This window comes from Pseudarthrobacter sp. PvP090 (assembly GCF_040547365.1).
Taxonomy (GTDB): Bacteria; Actinomycetota; Actinomycetes; order Actinomycetales; family Micrococcaceae; genus Arthrobacter.
In genome coordinates, this window is the sequence record NZ_JBEPPO010000001.1 from 282887 (window position 1) to 307175 (window position 24289).

Sequence of the window (24289 nt, forward strand, 5' to 3'; positions counted from 1 at the left end):
GGGCCGTCCGCGCTCCGGGGGCACATTGGCGCGGACACGCCGTCAGCTGAGGCGCCGCCGTCGAAATCCGGGCCCAAAGCGCCCCCGGACGGATGCATAAACGGTTGAACCCGCGGACTAACCCAGCGGCCGGCCCGCCATCCGCACAAGCGGTCGAACCCGCGGACTAACCCAGGGGCCGGCCCGCCATCCGCTCCAGCCGGCCGATCCGCTCGCTCATCGGCGGGTGCGTGGAGAACATTTTCGCGACCCCACCGCCGCGGAACGGGTTGGCGATCATCAGGTGCGAGGCGTTGACCAGCCGCTGGTCCTGCGGCAGCGGCGCGAGCTGGACGCCCTGCTCGATCTTGCGCAGGGCTGAGGCGAGCGCCAGCGGGTCTCCGGTGAGCTTCGAACCGTCCTCGTCGGCGTCAAACTCACGGGTGCGGGAGATGGCCATCTGGATCAGCGAGGCGGCAAACGGTGCCAGCAGCGCCATCGCGATCGCGGCAATCGGGTTGGCGTTGCGCCGGTCCCCGCCGCCGCCGAAAATCAGGAACATCTGCGCCACCGAGGTGATGACACCCGCGACGGCGGCCGCCACCGAGGAGGTCAGGATGTCCCGGTTGTACACGTGCATCAGCTCGTGGCCCAGCACGCCGCGGAGCTCCCGGGCGTCGAGCAGCCGGAGGATGCCTTCGGTGCAGCACACCGCGGCGTTCTGCGGGTTCCGTCCGGTGGCGAACGCGTTCGGGGCCATCGTGGGCGAGAGGTAGATCCGCGGCATCGGCTGCTGGGCCGTGGCGGAGAGCTCCCGGACGATCTGGTAGAGCTGGGGCGCCTCGGCCTCCGTCACGGGAAAGGCCTGCATGGCCCGGATCGCGAGCTTGTCACTGTTCCAGTAGCCGTAGGCCGTCGTGGCGACACCGACCAGCGCCATGATCCAGATCGGCGCGGCACTGCGCATGCTGGAGGCCATCAGCGCGCCGAGGCCCAGCAGCACGGCCCACAGCACACCGAAAAGGGCCGCGGTCTTCAGTCCGTTGTGATGCTGATGCACTGTTCCTCCCGAAGTCGTCCCAATATCGACCCGCACAAGAAATACGTCCCGCTAGGGCACCGGGTTCCGCGCGTCGTACTTCAGGAAGCCCGACTGCCAGTGCGCCACGGCCCAGGCCACCGCGATGCACAACAGGCCGCCCAAAAGCAGGACCCAGCCCTCACTCAGAATCTTAGTCCCACCGCCCGCGAGCATGTCCCCCACCCGTGGTCCTCCGGCCACCACCACAATGAAGACGCCCTGCAGCCGGCCGCGCAGGTGGTCCGGCGTGGACGCCTGCAGGATCGTGGTGCGGAAGACGGCGCTGACGGAGTCGGCGATGCCGGCCAGCCCGCAGCACAGGGCCGCGGGCAGCAGCCACCACGTCACGCCGGCGGCGCCGGAGTCCCCGGCGAGGACGACGACGAGGCCGAGGGCGGCAATCGAGGCGCCCCAGCCCATCACGGACCAGACGACGGCGGCGCCCTGCCGCCGCACCGCCCCCAGCGGGCCGGAGAAGAGGCCGGCCAGGAAGGCGCCGACGGCGGTGGAGGCCAGGAGGATGCCCACTGTGGCTTCGCCGCCGCCGATCATCACGGCGCCGATCGCGGGCAGCAGCGCCCGGGGCTGGGCGAAGATCATCGCGACGAGGTCGATGATGAAGGTCATCCGCAGGTTGGGGCGTGTGCCGAGGAAGCGGAAGCCCTCGACGACGGACCGCAGCCCCGCGGGCCGCGCATGCTCCCCCGGCGGCATGGCGGGCAGCTTCAGCAGCGCCCACAAGGCAAAGGCGAACGTGGCGACGTCGATCGTGTAGGTCCAGGCGAAGCCGACCGTGGCCACCAACAGGCCGGCCAGCAGGGGCCCGGCGGTCAGTGTCAGGCCGAACCTGATCATGCTCAGCGCGTTGGCGGCCGGCAGGAGCTCCTTGCGAACCAGTAGCGGGATGATGGCGCTGCGGGCCGGCTGGTTGATAGCCTGCGCGCCGCTCTGCACCGCCACCAGGACGTACAGCACCCAGACATTCCCCAGCTGCAGCCAGGCCTGCAGGGCCAGGCAGGCGGTGGTCAGCCACAGCACCGAGGAGGCCAGCAGCGCCACCTTGCGGCGGTCGTGGGCGTCCGCGATCGAGCCGCCCAAGAGTCCGCCGAAGACCAGCGGGACGAGGGCAAAGATGCTCAGCAGGCCCACGTAGAGGCTGTCCTGGGTGAGCCGGTAGACCTCCAGGCTCACGGCCACCAGGGTCAGCTGGCTGCCCAGGGCTGCGACGGCTGATCCCAGCCACAGGCGGCGGAACGCCGGACTCTCGCGCAAGGGCGTGATGTCCGCCAGATATTTCCCCACCCGGATACTCTAGTGGCGCCGGAGCGGCGTCATAGGCGCGCCTTATTATGATCGACTCATAATAGGTGCTTGAATGGGGGCATGACGGATTCGACGGGCACCCACGAAGCATGGGCTGCCGCCCTGCGTGCCCACGGCCGCCGGGTGACCAAACAGCGGCTGGCCGTGCTCACCGCCGTCGAACACCACCCGCATTCCCCCGCCGAGCACATCCTCGCCGCCGCCCGCCAGGATCTGCCCGAGCTGACCGCGCAGTCCGTCTATGTGGTCCTGGGCGACCTGACCGACCTGCAGATGCTGCGCCGCTTCGAGCCCCCGCACTCCCCCGCCCTGTACGAGACGCGGGTGGGCGACAACCACCACCACGCCGTCTGCATCAGCTGCGGCCGGGTGGAGGACGTCGAATGCGCGGTCGGCCATGCGCCCTGCCTGACGCCGAGCTGGGACGAGAACGCCAGGCCGATGACCATCCAGATCGCCGACGTGCTGTACCAGGGCATCTGCCAGGAATGCCAGCGCACCCAACAACTTCCCTCCGAACGTAAATAAGTACAACCAAGAAATAGGAGAACGATGACTCAGAACATCTCTGCGCCCGCCGTGTCCACAACACAGTCCGGTGCCCCGGTCACGTCCGATGCCCACTCGAAGTCCGTCGGTGCTGACGGCGCGATCATCCTCACCGATCACTACCTGATCGAAAAGCTCGCGCAGTTCAACCGCGAGCGCGTGCCGGAGCGTGTGGTGCACGCCAAGGGCGGCGGCGCGTTCGGTACCTTCACGACCACCGACGACGTCTCGAAGTACACCAAGGCCGCGCTGTTCCAGCCGGGCACCGAGACCGAGATGCTCATCCGCTTCTCCTCCGTCGCCGGCGAGGCAGGCTCCCCCGACACCTGGCGCGACCCCCGCGGTTTCGCCGTGAAGTTCTACACCACCGAGGGCAACTACGACCTCGTCGGCAACAACACCCCGGTGTTCTTCATCCGCGACGGCATCAAGTTCCCGGACTTCATCCACTCGCAGAAGCGCCTCCCGGGCACCCACCTGCGCGACGCCGACATGCAGTGGGACTTCTGGACCCTGTCCCCCGAGTCCGCGCACCAGGTCACCTGGCTGATGGGCGACCGCGGCCTCCCGGCCTCCTGGCGTGAAATGCAGGGCTACGGCTCGCACACCTACCAGTGGATCAACGCCGAGGGCGAGCGCTTCTGGGTCAAGTACCACTTCAAGTCCAACCAGGGCGTCAACTCCATGACCGGCGACGAGGCCGAGGCACTGGCCGGCGCCGACGGCGACTTCTACATCCGCGACCTGCAGGAGAACATTGCCGCCGGCAACTTCCCCTCCTGGGACCTGCACGTCCAGGTCATGCCGTACGAGGATGCCAAGACCTACCGCTTCAACCCGTTCGACCTCACCAAGGTGTGGCCGCACGCGGACTACCCGCTGATCAAGGTCGGCACCATGGAGCTGAACCGGAACCCGGAGAACTACTTCGCGCAGATCGAGCAGGCCGCCTTCGCGCCGTCGAACTTCGTGCCGGGCATCGCCGCGTCGCCGGACAAGATGCTGCAGGCCCGCATCTTCTCCTACGCCGACGCGCACCGCTACCGCGTGGGCACCAACCACGCCCAGCTGCCGGTCAACCTGCCCAAGAACCAGGTCAACAACTACAGCCAGGACGGCCAGGGCCGGTACCACTTCAACGCCCCGTCCGTTCCGGTCTACGCGCCGAACTCCGTCGGCGGCCCGGCTGCCGTGGAGCCGCTGAACCCGGCCGGAGGCTGGGAGAACGACGGCGAGCTCACGCTCTCCGCGCACTCCCTGCACGCCGAGGACGGCGACTTCGGCCAGGCCGGCACGCTGTACCGCGAAGTGTTCGACGACGGCGCCAAGGCCCGCCTGCTGGACACCGTCACCGGTGCCGTCAGCGGCGTCAAGAACGCCGAGATCAAGGAACGCGCCATCCAGTACTGGACCAACGTCGACGCCGAGTTCGGCGCCAAGCTGCGCGCCAACCTGGGTGCCGGCCAGGTCGAGTCCGACGCCGAGGCCGCCAACAAGGTCTGATCGGCCCGCTCCAAGCGCTAAAAAGAACACCCCGCCACGGATTTTCATCCGCGGCGGGGTGTTCTTTTTGCTGCTGTTAGCGGCGTTACTGGCTTTACGGTCTAGGCGACGTCCGCGCCCGAGGCGGCTGCCGGCGTCGAGCCTGCGCCGGCGCCTCCCGCCGCGGCCGGGCGGTGCCCCTTCTTGGCGAGCTGGATCTGCTCGTACACATGGTGGCGCAGTTCGGTGAAGCGCGGCAGGGACCGGGTCTCCAGCTGGTCGCGTTCCTCGGGCAGGTCAATGGTGATGTCTTCCTGGACCACCGTCGGGGAGCTCGAGAGGATGATGACCCGCTCGCCGAGGTAGACGGATTCGTCGATGTCGTGCGTGACAAACAGGACGGTGATGCCCAGCTTCTTCCACACGGTGCGGATCAGGTCCTCCAGGTCCGCCCGGGTCTGGGCGTCCACGGCGGCGAACGGCTCGTCCATCAGCAGGACCTCGGGCTGGTAGGCGATGGCGCGGGCGATCGCCACGCGCTGCTGCATGCCGCCCGAGAGCTGCCACGGGTAGGACCGCGGGACATGGGACAAACCCACGGCCTCAAGGGCCTCATCCACAAGCCGGTCACGTTCGGCCTTCGGGACACCCTGGTTTTTCAGCGGCAGCTCCACGTTGTCCCGCACGCGCATCCACGGGAAGAGCGAGCGTCCGTATTCCTGGAACACCACGGCCATCTTCTTCGGCGGTCCGGACACCCGCTTGCCGTCCAGGAGCACCTCGCCCTCGGTGGGGGCCATCAGCCCGGAGATGCACTTGAGCAGCGTTGTCTTGCCCGACCCGGAGGGCCCCACCAGGCACGCCAGCTCCCCCGCGCGCAGGTCGAAGGTGAGGTTCCGCACGGCCTCCACGTCGCCGCCGTCGCTCTGGTACACCTTCTTCAGCCCGCGGACGGAGAGCATCGCCTCCGGGGCCGCGTGAGTTGGGTCAGGCTGCATTTTCTACCTCTTTCTGGCCGTGGTACCAGCGCAGGATGTTCCGCTCGGCCCACTGGAAGATGAATGACATGCCCACACCCAGCAGCCCGAGCACCACAATGCCGGACCACATCTCCGGGATGGAGAAGGAACGCTGGAACTGGACGATGGCGAAGCCCAGTCCCGAGGACGAGGCGAACATTTCGGAAATGACCATCAGGATCAGCCCGAGGGACATCGACTGGCGCACGCCGGCCATGATCTGCGGGCTGGCGGACGGCAGCACCAGGTACCGGACGCGGGCCCAGCCGTTGATGCCGTAGGTGTGGGTGGAGTCGGAGAGCACCGGGTCGACGGCGCGTACTCCCTCGATCGTGTTCAGCAGCACCGGCCAGACACAGCCGGAGATGATGACGACGACCTTCATGGTGTCGGTGATGCCCATGAGCAGCATCAGGACCGGCACCAGGACCGGGGGCGGGATGGCGCGGAAAAACTCCAGCGTCGGCTCCAGCAGCGACCGGAGCCACCTGACCGATCCGATCAGGACCCCGCCGACGACGCCGATCACGATCGCCGCGAGGACGCCCACCGCGAGCCGCCCGATGCTGGGGAGCACATCCGTGAAGATACGCTCGCCGAACCAGACCTCGGCGAAGGTTTCGACCAAGCTGGCCGGGGTGGGAACGAAGAAGTTGACCGACTCCAGGGTGGCCGCCCACCAGATCAGGATCAGCAGCAGCGGCAGCCCCAGCAGGTAGCCGAGATTCTTCAGGGTTTTCATACGATCACCTCGGAACGGACCGACGAATGCCAGGCCAGGGTCTTCTTTTCGATAAAGCGCATCAGCATGTTGATCAGCACACCGATCAGGCCGGTGGCGAGCACCAGGGCGTACATGCCGGAGATTGCGCCGCCCGACTGGGCCAGCGCGATTTCCCGGCCGAGCCCCGGGGACCCGATCACGAGTTCCGCCGTGATGGCCAGAACCAGCGCCACCGACCCTGCGAGCCGCACACCGGTCATCAGGTAGGGCAGTGCGGTGGGAAAGACGACGTGGCGGATCCGGGCCATCCTGCCCAGGCCGTACGTCTTGGCCGTGTTGTTGGCGACCATGTCGACGTCGGCGACGCCGTAGAGCACCTGGATCAGGACCTGCCAGAAGCAGGCGTACACGATCAGCAGCAGCGACGACTCGATCTTCACGCCGAACATCAGCACGGCCAGTGGAATCAGGGCAACCGACGGGATGGGGCGCAGGAATTCAATCGTGGAGTTGGTGGCCTTCCGCAGGAAGTTGCTGGAGCCGATGATGAAGCCGAGCACCACGGCTGCCGCCACGGCCATCAGGAGGCCCAGGAACCAGGCCTTCATGGTCTCGTAGACGGCAACCCAGAAGGCCGTGAGCCCGAAATCGACCACCAGCGCGGCAATGACCTCACTTGCGGGCGGCAAATAGGCGGGGTCGATGATGCCGAGCCGGGGAATGAGTTCCCAGGTGAGCAGGAATCCGAGGATCCCAGCGAGGCCGAGCAGTTGCTTCGCTGGTATCTTGCGGGCCCGCCGGTGCTGCCGCTCCACTTTCGGGACGGCAGCACCGGAGGTCAGTGTCTTGGAACTCACGGGAGGAGTTCGTCTGCGTTCGGAGCTTTGGTCAGCGTGCCGTACTTGGCGGCGGCGTCGCCGAGGGTCTTGAACGCGTCCGGGTTGAACTCGACCCGGTACCGCGGCAGAACGATCGCAGCCCGGGCAGCCTCGTCGATCTTGGTGTAGGTGCCCACGATGTCGCGGACTTCCTCCGGGTGCTGCTGCGCGTATTCGAGCGACTTGTTCATGGCGCGGGTGAATTTCTGCGTGAGCTCGGCCTTGCCCGTGATGGTGTCTGCCTTGGTGAAGTAGCCGGCAATGTCCAGTTCCGGGTGCATCTCGACGAAGTTCCAGGAGACCACCTTGCCGCCCTCAGCCACGGCCTTGGACAGGAAGGGCTCCAGGATCCAGGCCGCGTCCACCTGCTTGTTGGCCAGGGCCGCCGGGGCGTCCGGGAAGGCCACCTCAACGAACTTCACGCTGTTGGGGTCACCGCCGTCCTTTTCGATGACGGACTTGATCGTGGTGTCGCCGATGTTGGAGAGGTTGTTCACCGAGACGGTCTTGCCGGCGAGGTCCTTGGCGGACTGGATGTCCGACCCGGCCGGTACGACGACGCCGCCGATGTCCTTGCCGATCTCACCGGTGGTGGAGGCGCCGTTGGCGACGAACTTCAGGTCAAGGCCCTTGTCCTTGGCGATCATGACGGAGATCAGGTTGGAGAAGGCGAAGTCAAAGCTGCCGCTGACGACGCCGGGGACGATCGCCGCGCCGCCCGTGGCGGTCTGGATGTCCAGCTGGAGTCCCTCGTCCTTGAAGAAGCCCTGCTTGTCGCCGAGGTAGATGGGTGCGCAGTCGACGATCGGAATCACACCGACGCTGACCTTGGTCAGGCCGGAATCTCCGCCCGCGCCGCCCGTGGCGGTCCCTCCAGTGGAACTGGGCGAGCCGCTTCCGCAGGCCGACAGTCCCAGAACGGAGGCGGCCGCCAAGACGGCAATAAAACGACGTTTCATGTTCACTCCTATGTGCCCATTGGCATGGGAGTGACAAGCCCCCAGGCCCCAAATGTTCGCTGTTCGAACAGACGTTCAAATTAAGTCTGATCTATTCCTCATGTGAGGTCAACCACGTCCGGCTCATTGTTACAGCTCTGAGACGGGGGCGTCCACGGGGGTCTTGAGGGGACGGGATCCTCCGTCCGTCACGTTGCCCGTGGCGGGGTGCCCGCGTTTTCCACATAAGGCTGGCACTCCTCGCCGTCAGGCCCGACGAGTCCTTAGGATGCACACATGACCCCATTTGCAGGCATCCCTGATGCCGCCTTCGATTTCTATGCGGAGCTGGAACACAACAACAACCGCGACTGGTGGCTGGAGCACAAATCCACCTACGACGCCGCGGTCAAGGAACCCCTGACCGGGCTGCTGGCCGCCCTGGAGCCGGAGTTCGGCGCGGCCAAGCTCTTCCGCCCCAACCGGGACATCCGGTTCTCCCTGGACAAGTCCCCCTACAAGACTGCCCAAGGCGCCGTCGCCTCCGTTGCCGAAGGCACTGGCTTCTATATCCAGCTCGACGCCGACGGCCTGCTCATCGGCGGCGGCTACCACACCCACACACCGGCCCAGCTGGCGCGCTTCCGCAGCGCGGTGGACGCACCGTCCAGCGGCGCAGTCCTGCAGAAGATCGTCAGTGAGGTCGAGGCCCTGGGCTTCACGGTGGAGGGCGAGACCCTGAAAACCGTCCCCCGGGGTTTCGCCAAGGACCACCCCCGCGCCGAGCTGCTGAAGCACAAGTCCCTCGCCGCCGGACTGCACGCGGGACGGCCGGGCTGGCTCTCCACACCGGACGCAGCCGGGGAGGTGGCCCGGCGCTGGGAGCAGCTGCGGCCCCTGGTGGAGTGGATCGGCCGCTACGCCGCACCCTGACGGAGAACGGCGACACGTCGCCCGTTAGCTGTGCCGGGTCAGATGTCCGGGTCAGATGTGCTCGCCGTCGGTGGCCAGGCGCCGGTCCAGATTGTTGAAGAAGACCAGCAGCATCAGGTCAAAGGCCTGGCTGGCTTCCTCGGGCTGGTTGTTCACGACGAAGTCGAACTGCAGCCCGTAGAAGGCGGCGGTGAACAGCCGGGCGTCGGTGTCGGCGAACTCTTCCCGGATGCCCTGGAGCACCAGCCAGTCCCGGGTCTTCTCGTGCAGCATCCTGAAATGCTCCTGCGCCGTTCCTCGGGGTGAATCCGCCACGATGTCCTGCGCCGTCGCCTCGAATTCAAGCCGGGCCAGGTGCCGGTTGCGCTGCGCCATGGTCCAGCGCCAAGACTCCAGCAGGAACGCCCGCCAGGCGTCCCGGTCAATGTCCTGCACGTCGGTGGCCCGGATGCTGTCCAGCCGGGATTCGATGGTGCGGATGATCTCGTTCACCAGGTCTTCGCGGTGGCCAAAATGGTAGACGAGCACATAACTGCTGACCCCCAGGCCCTCGGCCAGGCTCCGGAACGTGAGCTCCGCGAGGGTCTTGTCCATGAGGTAGTCCAGAATGGCGGCCAACAGCTCTGTTTTACGTTCCGGTCGTGCTGGGCGGGCCATGGTTCCATCATAGGGATCGGGCCGATACCCGAATTACAACGCGGGGTCACCTACGGCCCATCCGACGGGTCGGAATGGGCCGTAGGTGACCCCGCGTTGCTCTGCGTTGGCTGCGGCGCCGACGCCTTAGTTAGCGTTGATTCCCGCGTTGGCCTTAGCAGTGGCTTTGGCGTCGGCGACGGCGGCGCCCTTGCCGGCGGGACCGTTGACGGACGCCTTGGCCTCGGCGAACTTCTCGTTCAGGCGGGAGTGACGCTGGCCGTAGGAGAAGTAGATGACGATGCCGATCACGAGCCAGACGGCGAAGAAGATCCAGGTCTCCACGGCCAGGTTGGTCATGAGGTACAGGCACAGGACGGCGGAGAGGATCGGGAGCACCTTGCCGAACGGCACGCGGAACGCGGGCTTCAGGTCCGGGCGCTTCTTGCGCAGCACCAGGACGCCGATGCTGACGGTCACGAACGCGGACAGCGTGCCGATGTTGATCATTTCCTCGAGCAGGTCCACGTTGGTGAGCCCGGCGACAACCGCCACCGCGGCGCCACAGATGATCTGCAGCCGGACCGGCGTCGCACGGATGGTGCTGGTCTTGGACAGCGAGCGCGGCAGCAGGCCGTCGCGGCTCATCGCGAGGACCACGCGGGAGAGGCCCATGAGCAGCACCATGATCACGGTGGTCAGGCCCACGAGGGACCCGAAGGCGATGATCTTGGCGGCATCGGTGTTGCCCACGGCCTCGAACGCCGTGGTGAGGGTGGGGTTCTCGGCCTCGGCCAGCTCGGTATAGGACACCATGCCGGTCAGCGCCAGGGACACCAGGATGTAGAGCACCGTGACGACGGCGAGGCCGCCGAAGATGCCGCGGGGCAGTGTCTTCTGCGGGTTCTTGACTTCCTCGGCCGAGGTGGCGACGACGTCGAACCCGATGAAGGCGAAGAAGACCAGGGCGGCGCCGGCGAAGATGCCCAGCGTGCCGTACTGTGCCGGGGCGGCGCCGGTCAGGAAGCCGAAGAAGGACTGCTTCATGACGTCGGCGGCGCCGGTCCCGCCGGTCGGCTCGGAGGCCGGGACGAACGGGGCGTAGTTCTCGAACTTCACGTAGCTGAAGCCCACCACAATCACAAAGAGCACGACGCCGATCTTGATCAGTGTGAAGATGTTGCCGACGCGGGCGGACAGCTTCGTCCCCAGCACCAGCAGGACGGTGAACACGGCGACGATCAGGAAGGCACCCCAGTAGAGGTCCACGCCTCCCAGGGAGATCGACGGCGGGATGTCGACGCCCATGAGCGCGAACACCTTGCTGAGGTAGATGCCCCAGTACTTGGCGATCACGGCGCCGGCGGTGAACAGCTCGAGAATGAGGTTCCAGCCGATGATCCAGGCCAGCAGCTCACCCATGGTGGCGTAGGTGAAGACGTAGGCGGAGCCTGCCACGGGGATCGCGGTGGCGAACTCGGCGTAGCACATGATCGCCAGCGCGCAGGTGACGGCGGCAATGGCGAAGGACAGGGTCACGGCCGGGCCGGCGAAGTTCGCTGCAGCCTTGGCGCCCACCGAGAAGATGCCGGCGCCGACGGCAACGGCGACGCCCATGATCATCAGGTCCCAGGAGCTCAGCGAGCGCTTGAGCTGGCGTCCGGGTTCATCGGCGTCCGACATGGACTGCTCGATCGATTTGGTCCGGAAGAGGTTCATAGAAAAGTCCACAATCTCGGTAGCTTGTTGGAAACAGACCTATCTATCGTAGTGTCCATCCACTGGACGGCCATTTTTATCCCACATTGTGAGACGCAAAAAGCGGGCCGCGCAGGTTTCCCTGCACGGCCCGCTCTAGCTTCGTGCGTCCCGATTTAGACCAGATCTAGACCGGCCAGTCCATCAGCGTTGACCGGATCAGGAACCGTTTTCCCTCCGGTGCTTCCACCGAGAAACCGCTCCCCCGGCCCGGCACCACATCCACGGTCAAGTGCGTGTGGCTCCAGTAGTTGAACTGTTCTTTCGACATCCAGAACTCGATCGTCTGCGGCTGCAGGCTGTCGGAAATGTCGAACAGTCCCAGCTGCACATCCGAGTCCCCGGTGATGAACTCCCCTGCGGGATAACACATCGGCGAGGACCCGTCGCAGCAGCCGCCGGACTGGTGGAACATCAGCGGACCGTGCTGGAGCCACATCTTGCGCAGCAGCTCCACCGCCACGGGGGTGAGCGCCACCCGGGAGAAGTCCTCCCCGGGAAGGGTGACGGCGGCGTCGAGCTTGGTCGTTGGCATCAGAGTCCCTTCTTCATCAGTACTTGATGACCACGCGGCCGTCGATCTTGGCGTGCTTCATCTCGTCGAGGACGGCATTCACCTCGGAGAGTTCCCGGGTGGAGACCGTGGGGTGGATCTTGCCCTGGGCGTAGAACTCCAGCGCCTCCTGCAGGTCCTGCCGGGTGCCCACAATGGAACCGCGGACGGTCAGGCCCTTGAGCACAATCTCGAAGATGGGTGCCGGGAAGTCGCCCGGCGGCAGGCCGTTGAACACAATCGTTCCGCCGCGGCGGGCCATGCCGATCGCCTGGCCGAAGGCTGACGGGTGCACTGCCGTGACCAGGACTCCATGGCAACCTCCGGTTTCGCGCTGAATGACTTCGGCGGGATCTTCGTGCAGGGCATTGACGGTCAGTTCCGCACCGTGCTTCTTGGCCAGGGCGAGCTTGTCATCGGCGATGTCCACCGCGGCAACACGCAGCCCCATGGCCACCGCGTACTGGACGGCGATGTGGCCGAGCCCGCCGATGCCCGAAATCGTGACCCACTGGCCGGGGCGGGCCTCGGTCATTTTGAGTCCCTTGTAGACGGTCACGCCGGCGCAGAGCACCGGGGCCACCTCCACGGGGTCCGAGCCGGCCGGGATCCGCGCCGCGAAGCGTGTGTCCACGAGCATGTACTCGCCGAAGGAGCCGTCAACGCTGTATCCGGCGTTCTGCTGCGCCTCGCATAGGGTTTCCCAGCCGGTGCGGCAGTACTGGCAGTCGCCGCAGGCGGACCAGAGCCAGGCGTTGCCGACCAGGTCTCCGACGGCCAGGTCGGTGACGCCTTCACCGAGGGCCACCACTTCGCCGACGCCTTCGTGGCCAGGGATGAACGGCGGGGTCGGCTTGACCGGCCAGTCGCCTTCCGCGGCGTGGAGGTCGGTGTGGCAGACGCCGGTGGTCAGCACCTTGACGAGGGCCTGGCCCCGGCCCGGCACGGGCACGGGGAGGGTCTGGATCTGCAGGTCCTTGCCGAATTCGGTTACTACTGCGGCTTGCATGGTCGTCGTCGTCGTTGTCGTCGTCATAGCGAAATCCTTGCGTCATCGAGCGTGGGTGGAGCTAAGAGGGCGTGTGCAGTGAGGCGGCGTCCTTCCCCGTAGGTGCACAAGTGGTGCGGGCGGGGCGGATCCATCCTGATCCGCCCCGCCCGGGCCTGGTGCGGCTTAGAAGAAGCCGAGCTTGTTCTCGTTGTAGCTGACCAGGAGGTTCTTGGTCTGCTGGTAGTGGTCCAGCATCATCGAGTGGTTCTCGCGGCCGATGCCGGAGGACTTGTAGCCGCCGAACGCAGCGCCCGCCGGGTAGGCGTGGTAGTTGTTCACCCATACGCGGCCGGCCTGGATCTCGCGGCCGGCGCGGTAGGCGACGTTGCCGTTGCGGGACCAGACGCCGGCCCCGAGGCCGTACAGGGTGTCATTGGCGATGCCCATGGCGTCGTTGTAGTCGCTGAACCGCGTCACGGACACCACCGGGCCGAAGATCTCCTCCTGGAAGATCCGCATCTTGTTGTGGCCCTCGAAGATGGTCGGCTGGACGTAGTAGCCGCCGGCCAGGTCGCCGGGCAGTTCGGCCCGGGCGCCGCCGGTGAGAATCTTGGCGCCCTCCTGCTTGCCGATGTCGATGTAGGAGAGGATCTTTTCGAGCTGGTCGTTGGAGGCCTGGGCGCCGAGCTGGGTTTCGGTGTCCAGCGGGTTGCCCTGGATGATCTTCTCGACCCGGGCCACGGCGTCGGCCATGAACGAATCGTAGATGTCCTCCTGGACCAGGGCGCGGGAGGGGCAGGTGCAGACTTCGCCCTGGTTGAAGGCAAAGAGGGTGAAGCCTTCCTGTGCCTTGTCGTAGAACGCGTCGTTGGTGTCGGCCACGTCGTTGAAGAAGATGTTGGGGCTCTTGCCGCCCAGTTCCAGGGTGACCGGGATCAGGTTCTGGCTGGCGTACTGGCTGATCAGGCGGCCGGTGGAGGTCTCGCCGGTGAACGCGATCTTCCGGATCCGGGGGCTGGAGGCCAGCGGCTTGCCGGCCTCGACGCCGAAGCCGTTGACGACGTTGAGGACGCCGGCCGGCAGCAGGTCGCCGATGAGTTCCATCAGGACCAGGATCGAGGACGGGGTCTGCTCGGCCGGCTTGAGTACGACGGCGTTGCCGGCGGCGAGGGCCGGGGCGAGCTTCCAGACGGCCATCAGGATCGGGAAGTTCCAGGGGATGATCTGGCCGACGACGCCGAGCGGCTCGTGGTAGTGGTACGCGGTGGTGTCCTCGTCGAGCTGGGACAGCCGGCCTTCCTGGGCGCGGACGGCGGAGGCGAAGTAGCGGAAGTGGTCCGCGGCGAGCGGGATGTCCGCGTTGAGGGTTTCGCGGATCGGCTTGCCGTTGTCCCAGGATTCGGCGACGGCGAGCATCTCGAGGTTCTCGTCGATCCGGTCGGCGATCTTGTTCAGGATGGCGGCGCGCTCGGCCACGGAGGTCTTGCCCCAGGACGGCGCAACCTTGTGGGCGGCATCCAGCGCCAGCTCAATGTCCTCGGCGGTGCCGCGGGCAACCTCACAGAAGACCTTGCCCGTCACGGGGGTGATGTTCTCGAAGTACTGGCCCTTGACCGGGGCGACCCACTCGCCGCCGATCCAGTTCTCGTAGCGGTCCTTGAAGGTGACCTTCGAGCCCTCGGTGCCGGGCTGTGCGTAAACAGTCATTGCTAGCTCCTTTGCTGTGCAAGATAGTGGCGGCCAGTTCTCGGCGCCACCGTTGCGTTCAGCCTAGGAGCAGGGAGGTTGCAGTCAGGTTGCAACCACGTGACCCGGGTCACTTCTGCGGTCGCTGCTGCGGGTGACTGGGGTCAGGCGCTGAGTTCCGTCTCGAGCCGTTCCAGGTCAGCGACAATCGCGGAGCGCTTGGGCGAGCGCGGCGGCAGCAGTTTCAGCGCCGCGATCCGGACCTCGACGTCGTCCCTCGCCTCGGGCAGCTCGGCGTACCTCAGGAGCGACTCGGCGCTGCCGTCCGTCAGCACCGCGTCGCGGAGCAGGGAGGAAACCCGGGACCGCAGCTCGGCGATGCCGGGGGCCTCGGAGCGGGGAAGGACCGCGCCGCGGTAGATCTCCAGCGCGATCCGGTGGGCGCCGCGCTGCAGGCAGTTCAGGACCTGGCCGGAGTCCGGCACCAGGTCCAGCGGCAGCCGGTACGGCCGCGACTCCGGAACGGCGGCCGGGTTGAGCTGCTGGAGGACCTTGCGCAGGCGGACCATCTCGGCCCGCAGCGTCATGGTGGAAGCGCCCCCCGGGTACAGCAGGCCGCACAGCTCCTCGGCGTTGAGGCCCTCGGGGTGGGTGCTGAGCAGGGCCAGGATTTCGCTGTGCCGGGCGGACAGCGCCACGGTGCGGCCGTCGATGCTGAGCAGCGCCTGGTCCCGGCCGAGGAGCTGGAGGCTGTTGCGGTACAGGCTGCCGGCCGCCCCGCCCGTCCCGGAGGTGGCGGCCCGGCCCGGCCCGGAGGTGGCTGCGCCCCGCCGTCGGGCCGGCGAGGACTGTTTGGCGGCTGCGAGCTGGAGCCGCTCCACGCGCAGGTGCGCCTGGGCTGCGGCCACGGTGGCCTCGACCAGGGACAGGGTGTGCGGTGCGACGGCGGACTCGGTGCCGGTGATGTCCACAACGCCCAGCACGGCGCCCGAGTCCGGATCATGGAACGGAACAGCCGTGCAGCTCCACGGGTGGACGGAGCGCTTGTAGTGTTCGGCGCCGGAGATCTGGATACCGCGGCCAAGGGCCAGGGCGGTGCCCGGGGCGCTGGTGCCCACGGTCGCCTCGGACCAGTCGGCCCCGGGAACGAACATCATTCCCTCGGCCCGGCGCCGCATCTCGGCATCCCCTTCGACCCAGAGCAGCCGGCCCACTTCGTCGCCCACGGCCACCAGCATGCCGCTGTCGTGGCTGGGCAGGACCAGGAGTTTGTGGATGACCGGCATGATGGCGGCCAGCGGGTGCTGGCGCCGGTACTCTTCGAGTTCTTCGATGTCCATGGCCAGCGGGGCCTCGGGGTTGTCCGGGTTGGCCTGCAGCTGGGCCGAGCGCCGCCACGACTCCTGGATCAGGCTGCTGAGGCCGGGCAGCTGCAGATCGGCCGGGAACACAAGCCCCCGGGAATCCAGCTGCTCGTGGCCGGCGCTGGCATACTGCTGGCGCAGCGCTGCGGGGACCCCGCCGGCTGGCGGGAACAGCGCTGCCGGATGGATCGGATTCCTCATTGAACTCCCACCGGGCAGGCACGACGGCGTACCGGAGGCAGCCATGTCCGGTCCAGTGTACGGGGCGTTCCGGCCACCCGCCAGAGCGAGCGCCCGCCGCCGTCGTCCGCGACGCGCCGCCTGCTCCACGACGCGCATCGGCTCCCACGATGCGACCCCGGCTCCGCGCTGCACTATGGGTCCGACGCGCCGCCTGCTCCACGACGCGCTATGGGTCCCGCGCTGCGCCACCAGTTCCGCGACGCGCAAACGCGCTGTCGACGCCGGAATACGGCAGCGCCAGCGTTTTCGCGCGTCATGAGAAACCTTGCGCCGCGCGGGCTACCGGCCCTTCTGCCACACCGCGGAGTTGCTTCCCTCGCGCGCATTCCGCGCCGAATTCAGACAGCCGCTACGTGGATCCGCGTGGCGGCTGTCCGTTTCCGCAGCGCATTCGGCGGCCGGGGCTTGCTGCTACCGGAGCGGATGGAGAGGGCGGATCCTGGCAGCGTGGGGTGGCCTGGGCAGTGGGCCGGGGGTCAGCCGCGGGAGATCCGCACCATGTCCTCGCGGGGAACCACCTTGATGCGCTCCCGCACGATCCCGTTGGCCTCCGCGGACGCGGACCACTCCGCGCCGAGGGCCAGCTCGGCGGCGTCGAGCCTGTTCCAGCCGTCCCAGGTGGTGTATTCGATCCCGCGCTCCTCTAGGAGGTCGATGATCGCCTGCGGATCCGGGTTCTGCGCCGGCGGAAGGCTCAGCCGGTCCTCCAGCAGGAAGCCGATGGTCTCCAGCGCGTCGCCCTTGGTGTGGCCGATCAGTCCGACGGGGCCGCGCTTGATCCAGCCCGTCGCGTAGATGCCCGGGACGGGGTTGCCCCCGGCGTCGAGCACCCGGCCGCCCTCGTTGGGGATGACGCCGCGGCGGGCGTCGTATTCCAGTTCGTCCAGCGGGGAGCCGTGGTAGCCGATCGCGCGGTAGACAGCCTGGACCGGGTAGTCGAGGTACTGCCCCGTGCCCTTGACGTTGCCGGTGCCGTCCAGCTGCATGCGCTCGAACTTGATCCCGGTGACTTTGCCGGGGTGGGCGGCGTCGTCATGGATCTCCACCGGGCTGTGCAGGAAGTGCAGGTGCAGGCGGCGGGAGGATGGCTTCTCGGCCTCCGCGTGCTCCTCGACAAGCCAGTTGGTCAGGGTGTTGACCATGGTGCGGATCTGGTTGTTCCCGCGGATCGCCTCGTCCGACGCCTCGTCGAACTCGAAGTCCTCCGGGTACAGGACAATGTCGACGTCCCGGGCGTGGGAGAGTTCGCGCAGTTCCAGCGGCGTGAACTTGACCTGGGTCGGCCCGCGGCGGCCGAACACGTGGACGTCCGTAACCGGGGAATTCTTGAGCGCCTGGTAGACGTTGTCCGGGATTTCCGTCACGAGCAGCTCGTCGGGGTGCTTGACCAGCATCCGGGCCACGTCGAGGGCCACGTTGCCGTTGCCTATCACGGCAATCTCCTTGGCCTCCAGCGGCCAGTCGCGCGGGACGTCGGGGTGACCGTCGTACCAGGAGACGAAGTCGGCCCCGCCGAAGGACCCCTCGAGTCCGACGCCGGGAATGTCCAGGTCCGCGTCCTTGATGGCGCCGGTGGAGAAGATCACGGCGTCGTAGAAGGCGCGGAAATCGTGCAGGGTCAGGTCACGGCCGTAGGTGACGTTGCCGAGGAAGCGGATATCGCCGCGGTCCAGGACCTTGTGCAGCGCGTTCACGATCCCCTTGATCCGGGGGTGGTCCGGGGCGACGCCGTAGCGGATCAGTCCGTACGGGGCCGGGTACGCCTCGAAGAGATCGATGCTGACCTCGAAGTCGCCGTCCTTTACCTCGTTGGACTTGGTCAGAATGTCCGCGGCGTAGACGCCGGCCGGTCCGGCGCCGACAATCGCAACGCGGAGCGGACGTTTGGACGTTCTTTTAGGCGATCTTTTAGGCGTGGTTTCGGCCGAGTTGGACACCGGAAGCCCTTCTGAGTCTTAGCGACGGCGCCTGCACATGCAGCGCACAATCCCCCATTCTAAATGTCCGCGGGACAGTATGTACGCCCCGGTGACCGACATCGCAGGGATCCGCGCCCGGCGCCGGGAGCCTCCGGGCCGAAAGGCAGGAATAGCGGTCCCGCAGGTGGTGTTATTGATCTTGTGCCTACCCCCGACCGTCCCCCCTCCCCCGCCACGCTGAGCGCCGCGGGCACCCCCGCCCCCGGCGGAAGCCCGTCGAAGCGTCCGCCGGCCGTCCTCAAGGCCGTGGACACGGACACGACGGCGGGAATCATCTTCGGGATCGGCGCTTACGGCCTGTGGGGGCTGATGCCCCTCTACTTCTTCCTGCTGCAACCGGCCGGTGCGGTGGAAATCGTGGCCAACCGCGTGCTCTGGTCGCTGCTGTTCTGCGCCCTGCTGATCACCATCACCCGTTCCTGGCGGGTCCTGGGCGCCGCCTTCCGGAACCGCACGCTGATCCTCCCGCTGATCATCGCCGCGGTCCTGATCGCCGTGAACTGGCTGACCTATGTCTACGGCGTGACCACGGGCCAGGCCGTCGAAGCGTCACTGGGCTACTTCATCAACCCGCTGGTCTCGGTCCTGCTGGGCGTGGTGGTGCTGAAGGAGAGACTGCGGCCGCTGCAGTGGGCCGCCGTCGGAATCGGCTTCATTGCCGTGGGTGTCCTAACGGTCTCCTACGGCAAACTGCCGTGGATCGCCCTGACCCTGGCGCTGAGCTTCGGCCTCTACGGCTTCGTCAAGAAGCGCGTCGGCCCGCGCGCTGATGCGATCACCAGCCTCACTGTCGAGACGATCGTGCTGGCGCCGGTCGCGGCCGCCGCGATGGCCTTTCTGGCACTCACCGGAGCGGCCACGTTGGCCGCCTACGGCCCCGGGCACTTCTGGCTCCTCGCGGCGTCGGGCATCATCACTGCCGTGCCGCTGCTGTTCTTCGGCGCCTCGGCCCGGCGGCTGCCGATGACCACCATCGGCCTTCTGCAGTACTTCGCCCCCGTGCTGCAGTTCATCGTGGCGCTGGCCGTGTTCCACGAGCCCATGACGACGGACCGCTGGATCGGCTTCGGTGTGGTCTGGCTCGCGCTGCTGGTGCTCACCGTGGACATGCTGCTCACCGCCCGGAAGAACTCCGTCAACCGGAAACTGGCCCGCGCCGCCGTCTGAGGCTGACGTGGCCGCCTCGGGCAGGCCTGAGGCCGGCCGCCCGGGACTACCCCGGACGGCCGGTGCGGCTCCAGGCTTGTCAGACCCCGGGGCTGACGTGCATCCGTGAGTAGTCGCGCGGGACCACCACCATGGGGACCGGCAGGGCCAGGAGCACCTTGTGGGCGGTGCTGCCGATGAACAGTTTGTTCTTTTCGGCAAGGCGGGACGAACCGACGATCATGATCTCGCCCTCGTCCCAGTCGATGTCGTCGATCGCTTCCTCAATCGTGCGCCCGTGGGCCACTTCGACGGTGACGTCATGCCCGTCCGGAAGCCGGTGCGCGGCCGCGGTGAGCACGGTATTGGCGTGGATGTGCGCCGCGTTGATGTTTTCGCCGCTGTCCCCTTCGGCGTCGAGCTCCACCAGGGAGACCAGCCGCAGCGGGACCCCGCGGCGTTCCGCGGCTTCGATGGCGACGTCGATCGCCGCCTCCGCGCCCGGACGCTGGCCCACCGCGAGGGTCAGCCGGGTGATCGGTTCCGTGCGGTGGTAACCCCGCGGTGCGAGCGCCACCGGAACGGGCGAGGCGTGGAGCAGGGCGTTGGCCGCGCTGCCGATTGTGTACCGCTTGAACAGGCCGGCACTGGCGGCACCGACGACGATCAGTCCGGCCTCGTAGTCCAGGGCCGCATCAATGAGGCCGGCGGCGTGTGAGTCGGCGTGGCGGACATGGAACTTGGCCTCGACGTCCTTGGGGATAAGGGACAGGCCCTCCCGTTCCGCGGTGAGCATCTCCTGCTCCGCGGCGCTGACACCGCTTCCCTCCGGGTGCAGGGCGACGTAGGGGGTTTTCCGGTCCACAACGTAGACCAGGTCAAGTTGCGCGCCCTGGGCCCGGGCCAGGGCAGAGGCCAAGGCAACGGCGTCGGCGCCGCGGTCGCTGGGGGTATAGCCAACTACGTATCGCATGTATGAACCCCTTATGGGTCTGTGGCAGAAGCCAGCTTTGCTCCGGGGGGTTCCGGGCGACGTCGGCCGGTCTGCGTTCCTGCAGTGGTAGGAACGACTCTAGCCCAGCGGGGCCCGGAATTGGCGGTGACAGTTGGTGACTTTCGGCCCTGAGCAGCGCAATCATCGGTTCCTAGGCTGGCAGGGTCGAGGGGAACTCAGAATGGGTGCGATCACCAATGGGACGAAGCGGGTTCACGCCACTGCCCGGAGTGCCGGGGCGGGGCTGCTGGCACTGCTGCTGGCCCTCACCGCCTGTACGCCGTCCACACCGCAATCCGGCGGAACCAGCCAGCCCGCGGTCTCGCCCGCAGCCCCGGCCAGCGCTGCGTCCAGCGCCCCTGCCACGCCGACGGCGGCCCCTTCGGTGTCCGCCACCGTGCCGGCTGACACCGACGAAACGGCCCCGCCGCAATCCGGCGACAAAGTGATCTCCTCGACGATTGTCCATGACTGGGCCTGGCCCGGCCCGGGGCAGCCTTTCACCATCACCCACAACGATCCGCTGACCCCCGGTTCAAAGAGCCTGATTGCCATTGGCGCCGGACAGCACGCTTCGGAAGCTCCGGCCTATGACCAGCTCAGCTTCCGGTTTGAAGGGAATTTCCCCAGCTACACGATTGAATTTGTGCCAGAGCTGTTCCAGGACGCGAGCGGCTTCAGGCTCCCGATGCCCGGCACCGGAGCGATTCTGCGGGTGGTGTTCCAGGGAACAGACGCCCACACCCCGGACGGCTCGGCGAGCACGATCAAGTCCCAGCCGCCGGAAACGATCGGCTATAAAGCCTTGACGAGCTACCTTCCCGCCGGCGACTACGAGGGCTTCGTCACCTACGGGATCGGCGTCGGCCGGCCGGTGGAGCCGGTTCCGGAGACCAGGGTGCGGGTTTACGAGGTGGAGAAGATCGAGCAGGGCCAGCACCTGTACGTCGTCGCGGTCCAGCTCGACACCACGTTCTGGCAGTAAGCTGCCCGAAAAGGAGCGCCGGGTTAACGCAGCAGAGCCGCGGACCTGGGTCCGCGGCTCTGCTTTGTTTGTGCTTTCCGCGGTGCGCCCGGTCTGGGTCAGGCGTTGGCCTTGATGGCCGCGGCCAGGACCTGCAGGCCGTCCAGCAGCAGCTCGTCGCTGATGACCAGCGGCGGCAGCAGCCGGATGACGTTGCCGTAGGTGCCGCAGGTGAGGATGATGACACCCTCCTTGAGGCAGGCCGCGGCGACGGCCTTGGTCAGCTCCGGGTTGGGCTCCTTCGAGCCGGCCTGGACCAGTTCGATCGCGAGCATCGCGCCGCGCCCGCGGACGTCGCCGACCACGGACTGTTCGGACGCCAGTTCGCGCAGCTTGCCGAGGGCGAGCTCCTCGATGTGCTTGGCGCGGGCGTTGAGGCCGTACTGCTCCATCGAGCCGATCGACGCGAGGGCCGCGGCGCAGGCCACGGGGTTGCCGCCGTAGGTGCCGCCGAGGCCGCCCGGGTGGACGGCGTCGAGCAGGTCCGCGCGGCCGGTGATGGCGGAGAGCGGCATGCCGCCGGCGATGCCCTTGGCCATCGTGATGATGTCCGGGACGACGCCCTCGTGGTTCACGGCGAACCATTCGCCGGTGCGGCAGAAGCCGGACTGGACCTCGTCGGCGATGAAGACGATGCCCTTGTCCTTGGCCCAGGCCGCCAGCGCCGGCAGGAAGCCCTCGGCCGGAACGATGAAGCCGCCCTCGCCCTGGATCGGCTCGATGATGATCGCGGCAACCTGGTCGCCGCCGATCTGCTTCTCGATCATGGTGATGGCGCGCTTGGCGGCCTCGGCACCGGTGATCTCCGGGTTTTCCTCGCGGTACGGGTAGCTCATCGGCATGCGGTAGACCTCGGGCGCGAACGGGCCGAAGTTGGTCTTGTACGGCATGGCCTTCGCGGTCAGCGCCATGGTCAGGTTGGTGCGGCCGTGGTAGGCGTGGTCGAAGGCGACGACGGCGTCCCGGCCGGTGGCCAGGCGGGCCACCTTGACGGCGTTTTCGACCGCTTCGGCGCCGGAGTTGAACAGCACGGTGCGCTTCTCGTGGTCGCCCGGGGTGAGCCGGTTCAGCTGCTCGGCGACGGCGACGTAGCCCTCGTAGGGCGTGACCATAAAGCAGGTGTGGGTGAAGTGCTCCACGGCTTCCTTGACCGCGCCGACGACGGCGGGGTCGGAGGCGCCGACGCTGGTCACGGCGATACCGGAGCCGAGGTCGATGAAGGAGTTGCCGTCGACGTCGTGGATGATGCCGCCGTCGGCGTCCGCGACGAAGACCGGAACGGTGGACGCGACGCCGGCCGCGACGACGGCCTTGCGGCGCTCGGTCAGGGCGACGGACTTCGGGCCGGGGAAATCGGCCTGGACGCGGCGCTTCTGCTCAAGACGGTAGGTGATGTCATTGGCGGTGGTGGTCATGGAAAAAGCCTTTCTAGCGTGCTGGGTATGCGGTGGAGCTGTGCAGCTGGACGGTGCCAGCGGGTTATGCAACGGCGTTATGCGTCCAGCGCACTCATGACGTGCTTGATGCGGGTGTAGTCCTCCACGCCGTACATGGAGAGGTCCTTGCCGTAGCCGGACTGCTTGAATCCTCCGTGCGGCATTTCGGCGGTGAGGAGGATGTGGGTGTTGATCCAGACGGCGCCGAAGTCCAGGTCGCGGCTCAGGCGCATGGCCGTGCCGTGGTTGGTGGTCCAGACGCTGGAGGCGAGGGCGTAGTCGACGTCGTTCGCCATCTCCACAGCTTCCGCCTCGGTGCTGAACTTCTGCACCGTGATGACCGGACCGAACGTTTCCTTCTGGACGATGTCATCGCTCTGCTTGGCGCCGGTGACAATGGTCGGCTCGAAGAAGTAGCCTTTCTCCCCCGCCCGGTGCCCGCCTGTCTCGATCTTGCAGTTCGCCGGCAGGTGCTCGACGACGGACGTGACCGCCTTGAAGTGGTTGACGTTGTTCAGCGGGCCGAAGTAGTTGTCCTCGTCGTTCTGCGAGCCCGTGTGCAGCGTCTTCGTGTGCTCGACCATGGCGGCGACAACGTCGTCGTGCACCGAATCCTGGACCAGCACCCGTGTGATCGCGGTGCAGTCCTGGCCGGCGTTGAAGAAGGCGAACTCGGCGATGGCCGCGGCGCTCTTCTTGATGTCGGCGTCGGCGAACACAATGGCCGGCGCCTTGCCGCCCAGCTCCAGGTGGGCGCGCTTGAGGCCCTTCGCGGCACCGGAGGCGACGGCGATGCCGGCCCGGACGGAGCCGGTGATGGAGACGAGGCCGGGGACCTTGTGCTCCACCATCAGCGCACCGGTCTCGCCGGTGCCGAGGACGACGTTGAGCACGCCGGCCGGGAAGATTTCGCCGGCGAGGCGGGCCAGGACGAGGGTGGATTCCGGGGTGGTGTCCGAGGGCTTGAGCACGACGGTGTTGCCCGCGGCCAGGGCGGGGCCGATTTTCCAGATGGCCATCAGGAACGGGTAGTTCCAGGGCGCGACCTGCGCGACGACGCCGATCGGTTCGCGCCGGACGTACGAGGTGTGGCCCTCGAAGTACTCCCCCGCGGACTTGCCCTCCATGATGCGGGCGGCGCCGGCGAAGAAGCGCAGCTGGTCCGCGCCGGCGGCAACTTCCTCGGAGGCGATCAGGGACCGGACCTGGCCGGTGTTCCGGTGCTGGGCCTCGACGAGTTCGTCGCTGTTGGCCTCGACGGCGTCGGCGAGCTTCAGCAGCATCAGCTGGCGCTGCCCCGGCGTCGTGTGCTTCCAGCTCTTGAAGGCGTCCTTCGCGGCGGTCATGGCGGCGTCGACGTCGGCCTGGCCCGAGACCGGCGACTTCGCCACGACCTCGCCGTTGGTGGGGTTGACGATGTCCAGGACCCCGGTTCCGGCCGGAGTGACAAACTCGCCGTTGATGAAGTTTTGCAAGGTTTGAACCACGGTGTGCAACCTCTTTCGCGCTGAAAAGGACCCAATGAGACTGCTCCGAGCCTATGCCAGCCGGTCAAGCCCGGGGAATAGTCACC

General features: G+C 67.2%; 21 protein-coding genes. 5 read left to right on the plus strand and 16 right to left on the minus strand.

Going from position 1 to position 24289, the window contains the following annotated elements; genetic code table 11:
* Positions 1–166: 166 nt before the first annotated feature.
* Together htpX and ABIC21_RS01410 are read right to left on the minus strand one after the other, a co-directional pair.
* Complete coding sequence (gene htpX / locus ABIC21_RS01405; protein WP_354348634.1) at positions 167–1039, minus strand: zinc metalloprotease HtpX; 873 nt, start codon at positions 1037–1039, stop codon at positions 167–169.
* Positions 1040–1090: 51 nt separating this feature from the next.
* Positions 1091–2362, minus strand: coding sequence for an MFS transporter (locus tag ABIC21_RS01410; protein ID WP_354348635.1), 1272 nt, complete (start codon positions 2360–2362; stop codon positions 1091–1093).
* Positions 2363–2443: 81 nt separating this feature from the next.
* Between ABIC21_RS01410 and ABIC21_RS01415 the strand changes: the two genes are divergently transcribed.
* Both ABIC21_RS01415 and ABIC21_RS01420 read left to right on the plus strand, forming a co-directional pair.
* The gene (locus ABIC21_RS01415) at positions 2444–2911 is read left to right on the plus strand and encodes a Fur family transcriptional regulator (protein ID WP_354348636.1); all 468 of its coding nucleotides are present in this window, start codon (positions 2444–2446) and stop codon (positions 2909–2911) included.
* 24 nt (positions 2912–2935) lie between these two features.
* Positions 2936–4435: a catalase gene (locus ABIC21_RS01420; protein ID WP_354348637.1), complete on the plus strand. Its 1500-nt coding sequence runs from the start codon at positions 2936–2938 to the stop codon at positions 4433–4435.
* 101 nt (positions 4436–4536) lie between these two features.
* Here ABIC21_RS01420 and ABIC21_RS01425 read toward each other — a convergent pair whose 3' ends face one another.
* The 4 genes from ABIC21_RS01425 to ABIC21_RS01440 are packed head-to-tail and all read right to left on the minus strand — an operon-like array spanning position 4537 to position 7994.
* The gene (locus ABIC21_RS01425) at positions 4537–5412 is read right to left on the minus strand and encodes an ABC transporter ATP-binding protein (protein ID WP_354348638.1); all 876 of its coding nucleotides are present in this window, start codon (positions 5410–5412) and stop codon (positions 4537–4539) included.
* Positions 5402–6175, minus strand: coding sequence for an ABC transporter permease (locus ABIC21_RS01430; RefSeq protein WP_354348639.1), 774 nt, complete (start codon positions 6173–6175; stop codon positions 5402–5404). Before ABIC21_RS01430 ends, ABIC21_RS01425 begins: the two co-directional genes overlap by 11 nt.
* A complete protein-coding gene (locus ABIC21_RS01435) occupies positions 6172–7014 on the minus strand; it encodes an ABC transporter permease (protein ID WP_354348640.1) in 843 nt (280 codons plus the stop codon). Before ABIC21_RS01435 ends, ABIC21_RS01430 begins: the two co-directional genes overlap by 4 nt.
* On the minus strand, positions 7011–7994 hold the full coding sequence (locus ABIC21_RS01440) for an ABC transporter substrate-binding protein (protein WP_354348641.1): 984 nt from the start codon (positions 7992–7994) through the stop codon (positions 7011–7013). Before ABIC21_RS01440 ends, ABIC21_RS01435 begins: the two co-directional genes overlap by 4 nt.
* Before the next feature lie 276 nt (positions 7995–8270).
* On the opposite strand from ABIC21_RS01440, the gene ABIC21_RS01445 reads away from it, so the two are divergent.
* Positions 8271–8906: a DUF2461 domain-containing protein gene (locus tag ABIC21_RS01445; protein WP_354348642.1), complete on the plus strand. Its 636-nt coding sequence runs from the start codon at positions 8271–8273 to the stop codon at positions 8904–8906.
* Between the two features lie 51 nt (positions 8907–8957).
* Here ABIC21_RS01445 and ABIC21_RS01450 read toward each other — a convergent pair whose 3' ends face one another.
* The 7 genes from ABIC21_RS01450 to ABIC21_RS01480 form a co-directional block, all read right to left on the minus strand.
* Positions 8958–9563 (minus strand): TetR/AcrR family transcriptional regulator, encoded by a 606-nt coding sequence (locus ABIC21_RS01450; RefSeq protein ID WP_354348643.1) that lies wholly within the window; start codon positions 9561–9563, stop codon positions 8958–8960.
* Between the two features lie 126 nt (positions 9564–9689).
* On the minus strand, positions 9690–11261 hold the full coding sequence (locus ABIC21_RS01455) for an amino acid permease (protein ID WP_354348644.1): 1572 nt from the start codon (positions 11259–11261) through the stop codon (positions 9690–9692).
* Between the two features lie 166 nt (positions 11262–11427).
* Complete coding sequence (locus ABIC21_RS01460) at positions 11428–11835, minus strand: DUF779 domain-containing protein (RefSeq protein WP_354348645.1); 408 nt, start codon at positions 11833–11835, stop codon at positions 11428–11430.
* 16 nt (positions 11836–11851) lie between these two features.
* Complete coding sequence (adhP, locus tag ABIC21_RS01465; RefSeq protein ID WP_354348749.1) at positions 11852–12862, minus strand: alcohol dehydrogenase AdhP; 1011 nt, start codon at positions 12860–12862, stop codon at positions 11852–11854.
* A 165-nt stretch (positions 12863–13027) separates the two neighbouring features.
* Positions 13028–14551, minus strand: coding sequence for an acetaldehyde dehydrogenase ExaC (gene exaC, locus ABIC21_RS01470; protein ID WP_354348646.1), 1524 nt, complete (start codon positions 14549–14551; stop codon positions 13028–13030).
* Positions 14552–14694: 143 nt separating this feature from the next.
* Positions 14695–16095: a GAF domain-containing protein gene (locus ABIC21_RS01475; RefSeq protein WP_354348647.1), complete on the minus strand. Its 1401-nt coding sequence runs from the start codon at positions 16093–16095 to the stop codon at positions 14695–14697.
* Between the two features lie 518 nt (positions 16096–16613).
* Positions 16614–18074, minus strand: a complete 1461-nt coding sequence (locus ABIC21_RS01480; RefSeq protein WP_354348648.1) for an FAD-dependent oxidoreductase — start codon at positions 18072–18074, stop codon at positions 16614–16616.
* A 183-nt stretch (positions 18075–18257) separates the two neighbouring features.
* Here ABIC21_RS01480 and rarD point away from each other — a divergent pair, with 183 nt between their 5' ends.
* Positions 18258–19283, plus strand: a complete 1026-nt coding sequence (rarD, locus tag ABIC21_RS01485; protein WP_354348649.1) for an EamA family transporter RarD — start codon at positions 18258–18260, stop codon at positions 19281–19283.
* Positions 19284–19362: 79 nt separating this feature from the next.
* On the opposite strand, the gene ABIC21_RS01490 is transcribed toward rarD, so the two are convergent.
* Entirely contained in the window at positions 19363–20235 is an 873-nt protein-coding gene (locus ABIC21_RS01490; RefSeq protein ID WP_354348650.1) for a universal stress protein, read from the minus strand.
* 202 nt (positions 20236–20437) lie between these two features.
* Between ABIC21_RS01490 and ABIC21_RS01495 the strand changes: the two genes are divergently transcribed.
* A complete protein-coding gene (locus ABIC21_RS01495; RefSeq protein ID WP_354348651.1) occupies positions 20438–21241 on the plus strand; it encodes an AMIN-like domain-containing (lipo)protein in 804 nt (267 codons plus the stop codon).
* A gap of 98 nt (positions 21242–21339) precedes the next feature.
* On the opposite strand, the gene gabT is transcribed toward ABIC21_RS01495, so the two are convergent.
* Together gabT and ABIC21_RS01505 are read right to left on the minus strand one after the other, a co-directional pair.
* Entirely contained in the window at positions 21340–22695 is a 1356-nt protein-coding gene (gabT, locus tag ABIC21_RS01500) for a 4-aminobutyrate--2-oxoglutarate transaminase (protein ID WP_354348652.1), read from the minus strand.
* A gap of 77 nt (positions 22696–22772) precedes the next feature.
* Positions 22773–24203, minus strand: a complete 1431-nt coding sequence (locus ABIC21_RS01505) for a gamma-aminobutyraldehyde dehydrogenase (protein WP_354348653.1) — start codon at positions 24201–24203, stop codon at positions 22773–22775.
* Between the last annotated feature and the right edge of the window lie 86 nt (positions 24204–24289).

What these genes read in the sequence shown, in the direction of transcription:
- ABIC21_RS01490 (WP_354348650.1), bottom strand. Translation starts at nt 20,235, where the DNA reads ATGCGATACGTAGTTGGCTATACCCCCAGCGACCGCGGCGCCGACGCC.
- ABIC21_RS01460 (WP_354348645.1), bottom strand. Translation starts at nt 11,835, where the DNA reads ATGCCAACGACCAAGCTCGACGCCGCCGTCACCCTTCCCGGGGAGGAC.
- ABIC21_RS01440 (WP_354348641.1), bottom strand. Translation starts at nt 7,994, where the DNA reads ATGAAACGTCGTTTTATTGCCGTCTTGGCGGCCGCCTCCGTTCTGGGA.
- ABIC21_RS01450 (WP_354348643.1), bottom strand. Translation starts at nt 9,563, where the DNA reads ATGGCCCGCCCAGCACGACCGGAACGTAAAACAGAGCTGTTGGCCGCC.
- ABIC21_RS01420 (WP_354348637.1), top strand. Translation starts at nt 2,936, where the DNA reads ATGACTCAGAACATCTCTGCGCCCGCCGTGTCCACAACACAGTCCGGT.
- ABIC21_RS01415 (WP_354348636.1), top strand. Translation starts at nt 2,444, where the DNA reads ATGACGGATTCGACGGGCACCCACGAAGCATGGGCTGCCGCCCTGCGT.
- adhP (WP_354348749.1), bottom strand. Translation starts at nt 12,862, where the DNA reads ATGCAAGCCGCAGTAGTAACCGAATTCGGCAAGGACCTGCAGATCCAG.
- ABIC21_RS01495 (WP_354348651.1), top strand. Translation starts at nt 20,438, where the DNA reads ATGGGTGCGATCACCAATGGGACGAAGCGGGTTCACGCCACTGCCCGG.
- ABIC21_RS01475 (WP_354348647.1), bottom strand. Translation starts at nt 16,095, where the DNA reads ATGAGGAATCCGATCCATCCGGCAGCGCTGTTCCCGCCAGCCGGCGGG.
- ABIC21_RS01430 (WP_354348639.1), bottom strand. Translation starts at nt 6,175, where the DNA reads ATGAAAACCCTGAAGAATCTCGGCTACCTGCTGGGGCTGCCGCTGCTG.
- gabT (WP_354348652.1), bottom strand. Translation starts at nt 22,695, where the DNA reads ATGACCACCACCGCCAATGACATCACCTACCGTCTTGAGCAGAAGCGC.
- ABIC21_RS01425 (WP_354348638.1), bottom strand. Translation starts at nt 5,412, where the DNA reads ATGCAGCCTGACCCAACTCACGCGGCCCCGGAGGCGATGCTCTCCGTC.
- ABIC21_RS01455 (WP_354348644.1), bottom strand. Translation starts at nt 11,261, where the DNA reads ATGAACCTCTTCCGGACCAAATCGATCGAGCAGTCCATGTCGGACGCC.
- ABIC21_RS01445 (WP_354348642.1), top strand. Translation starts at nt 8,271, where the DNA reads ATGACCCCATTTGCAGGCATCCCTGATGCCGCCTTCGATTTCTATGCG.
- exaC (WP_354348646.1), bottom strand. Translation starts at nt 14,551, where the DNA reads ATGACTGTTTACGCACAGCCCGGCACCGAGGGCTCGAAGGTCACCTTC.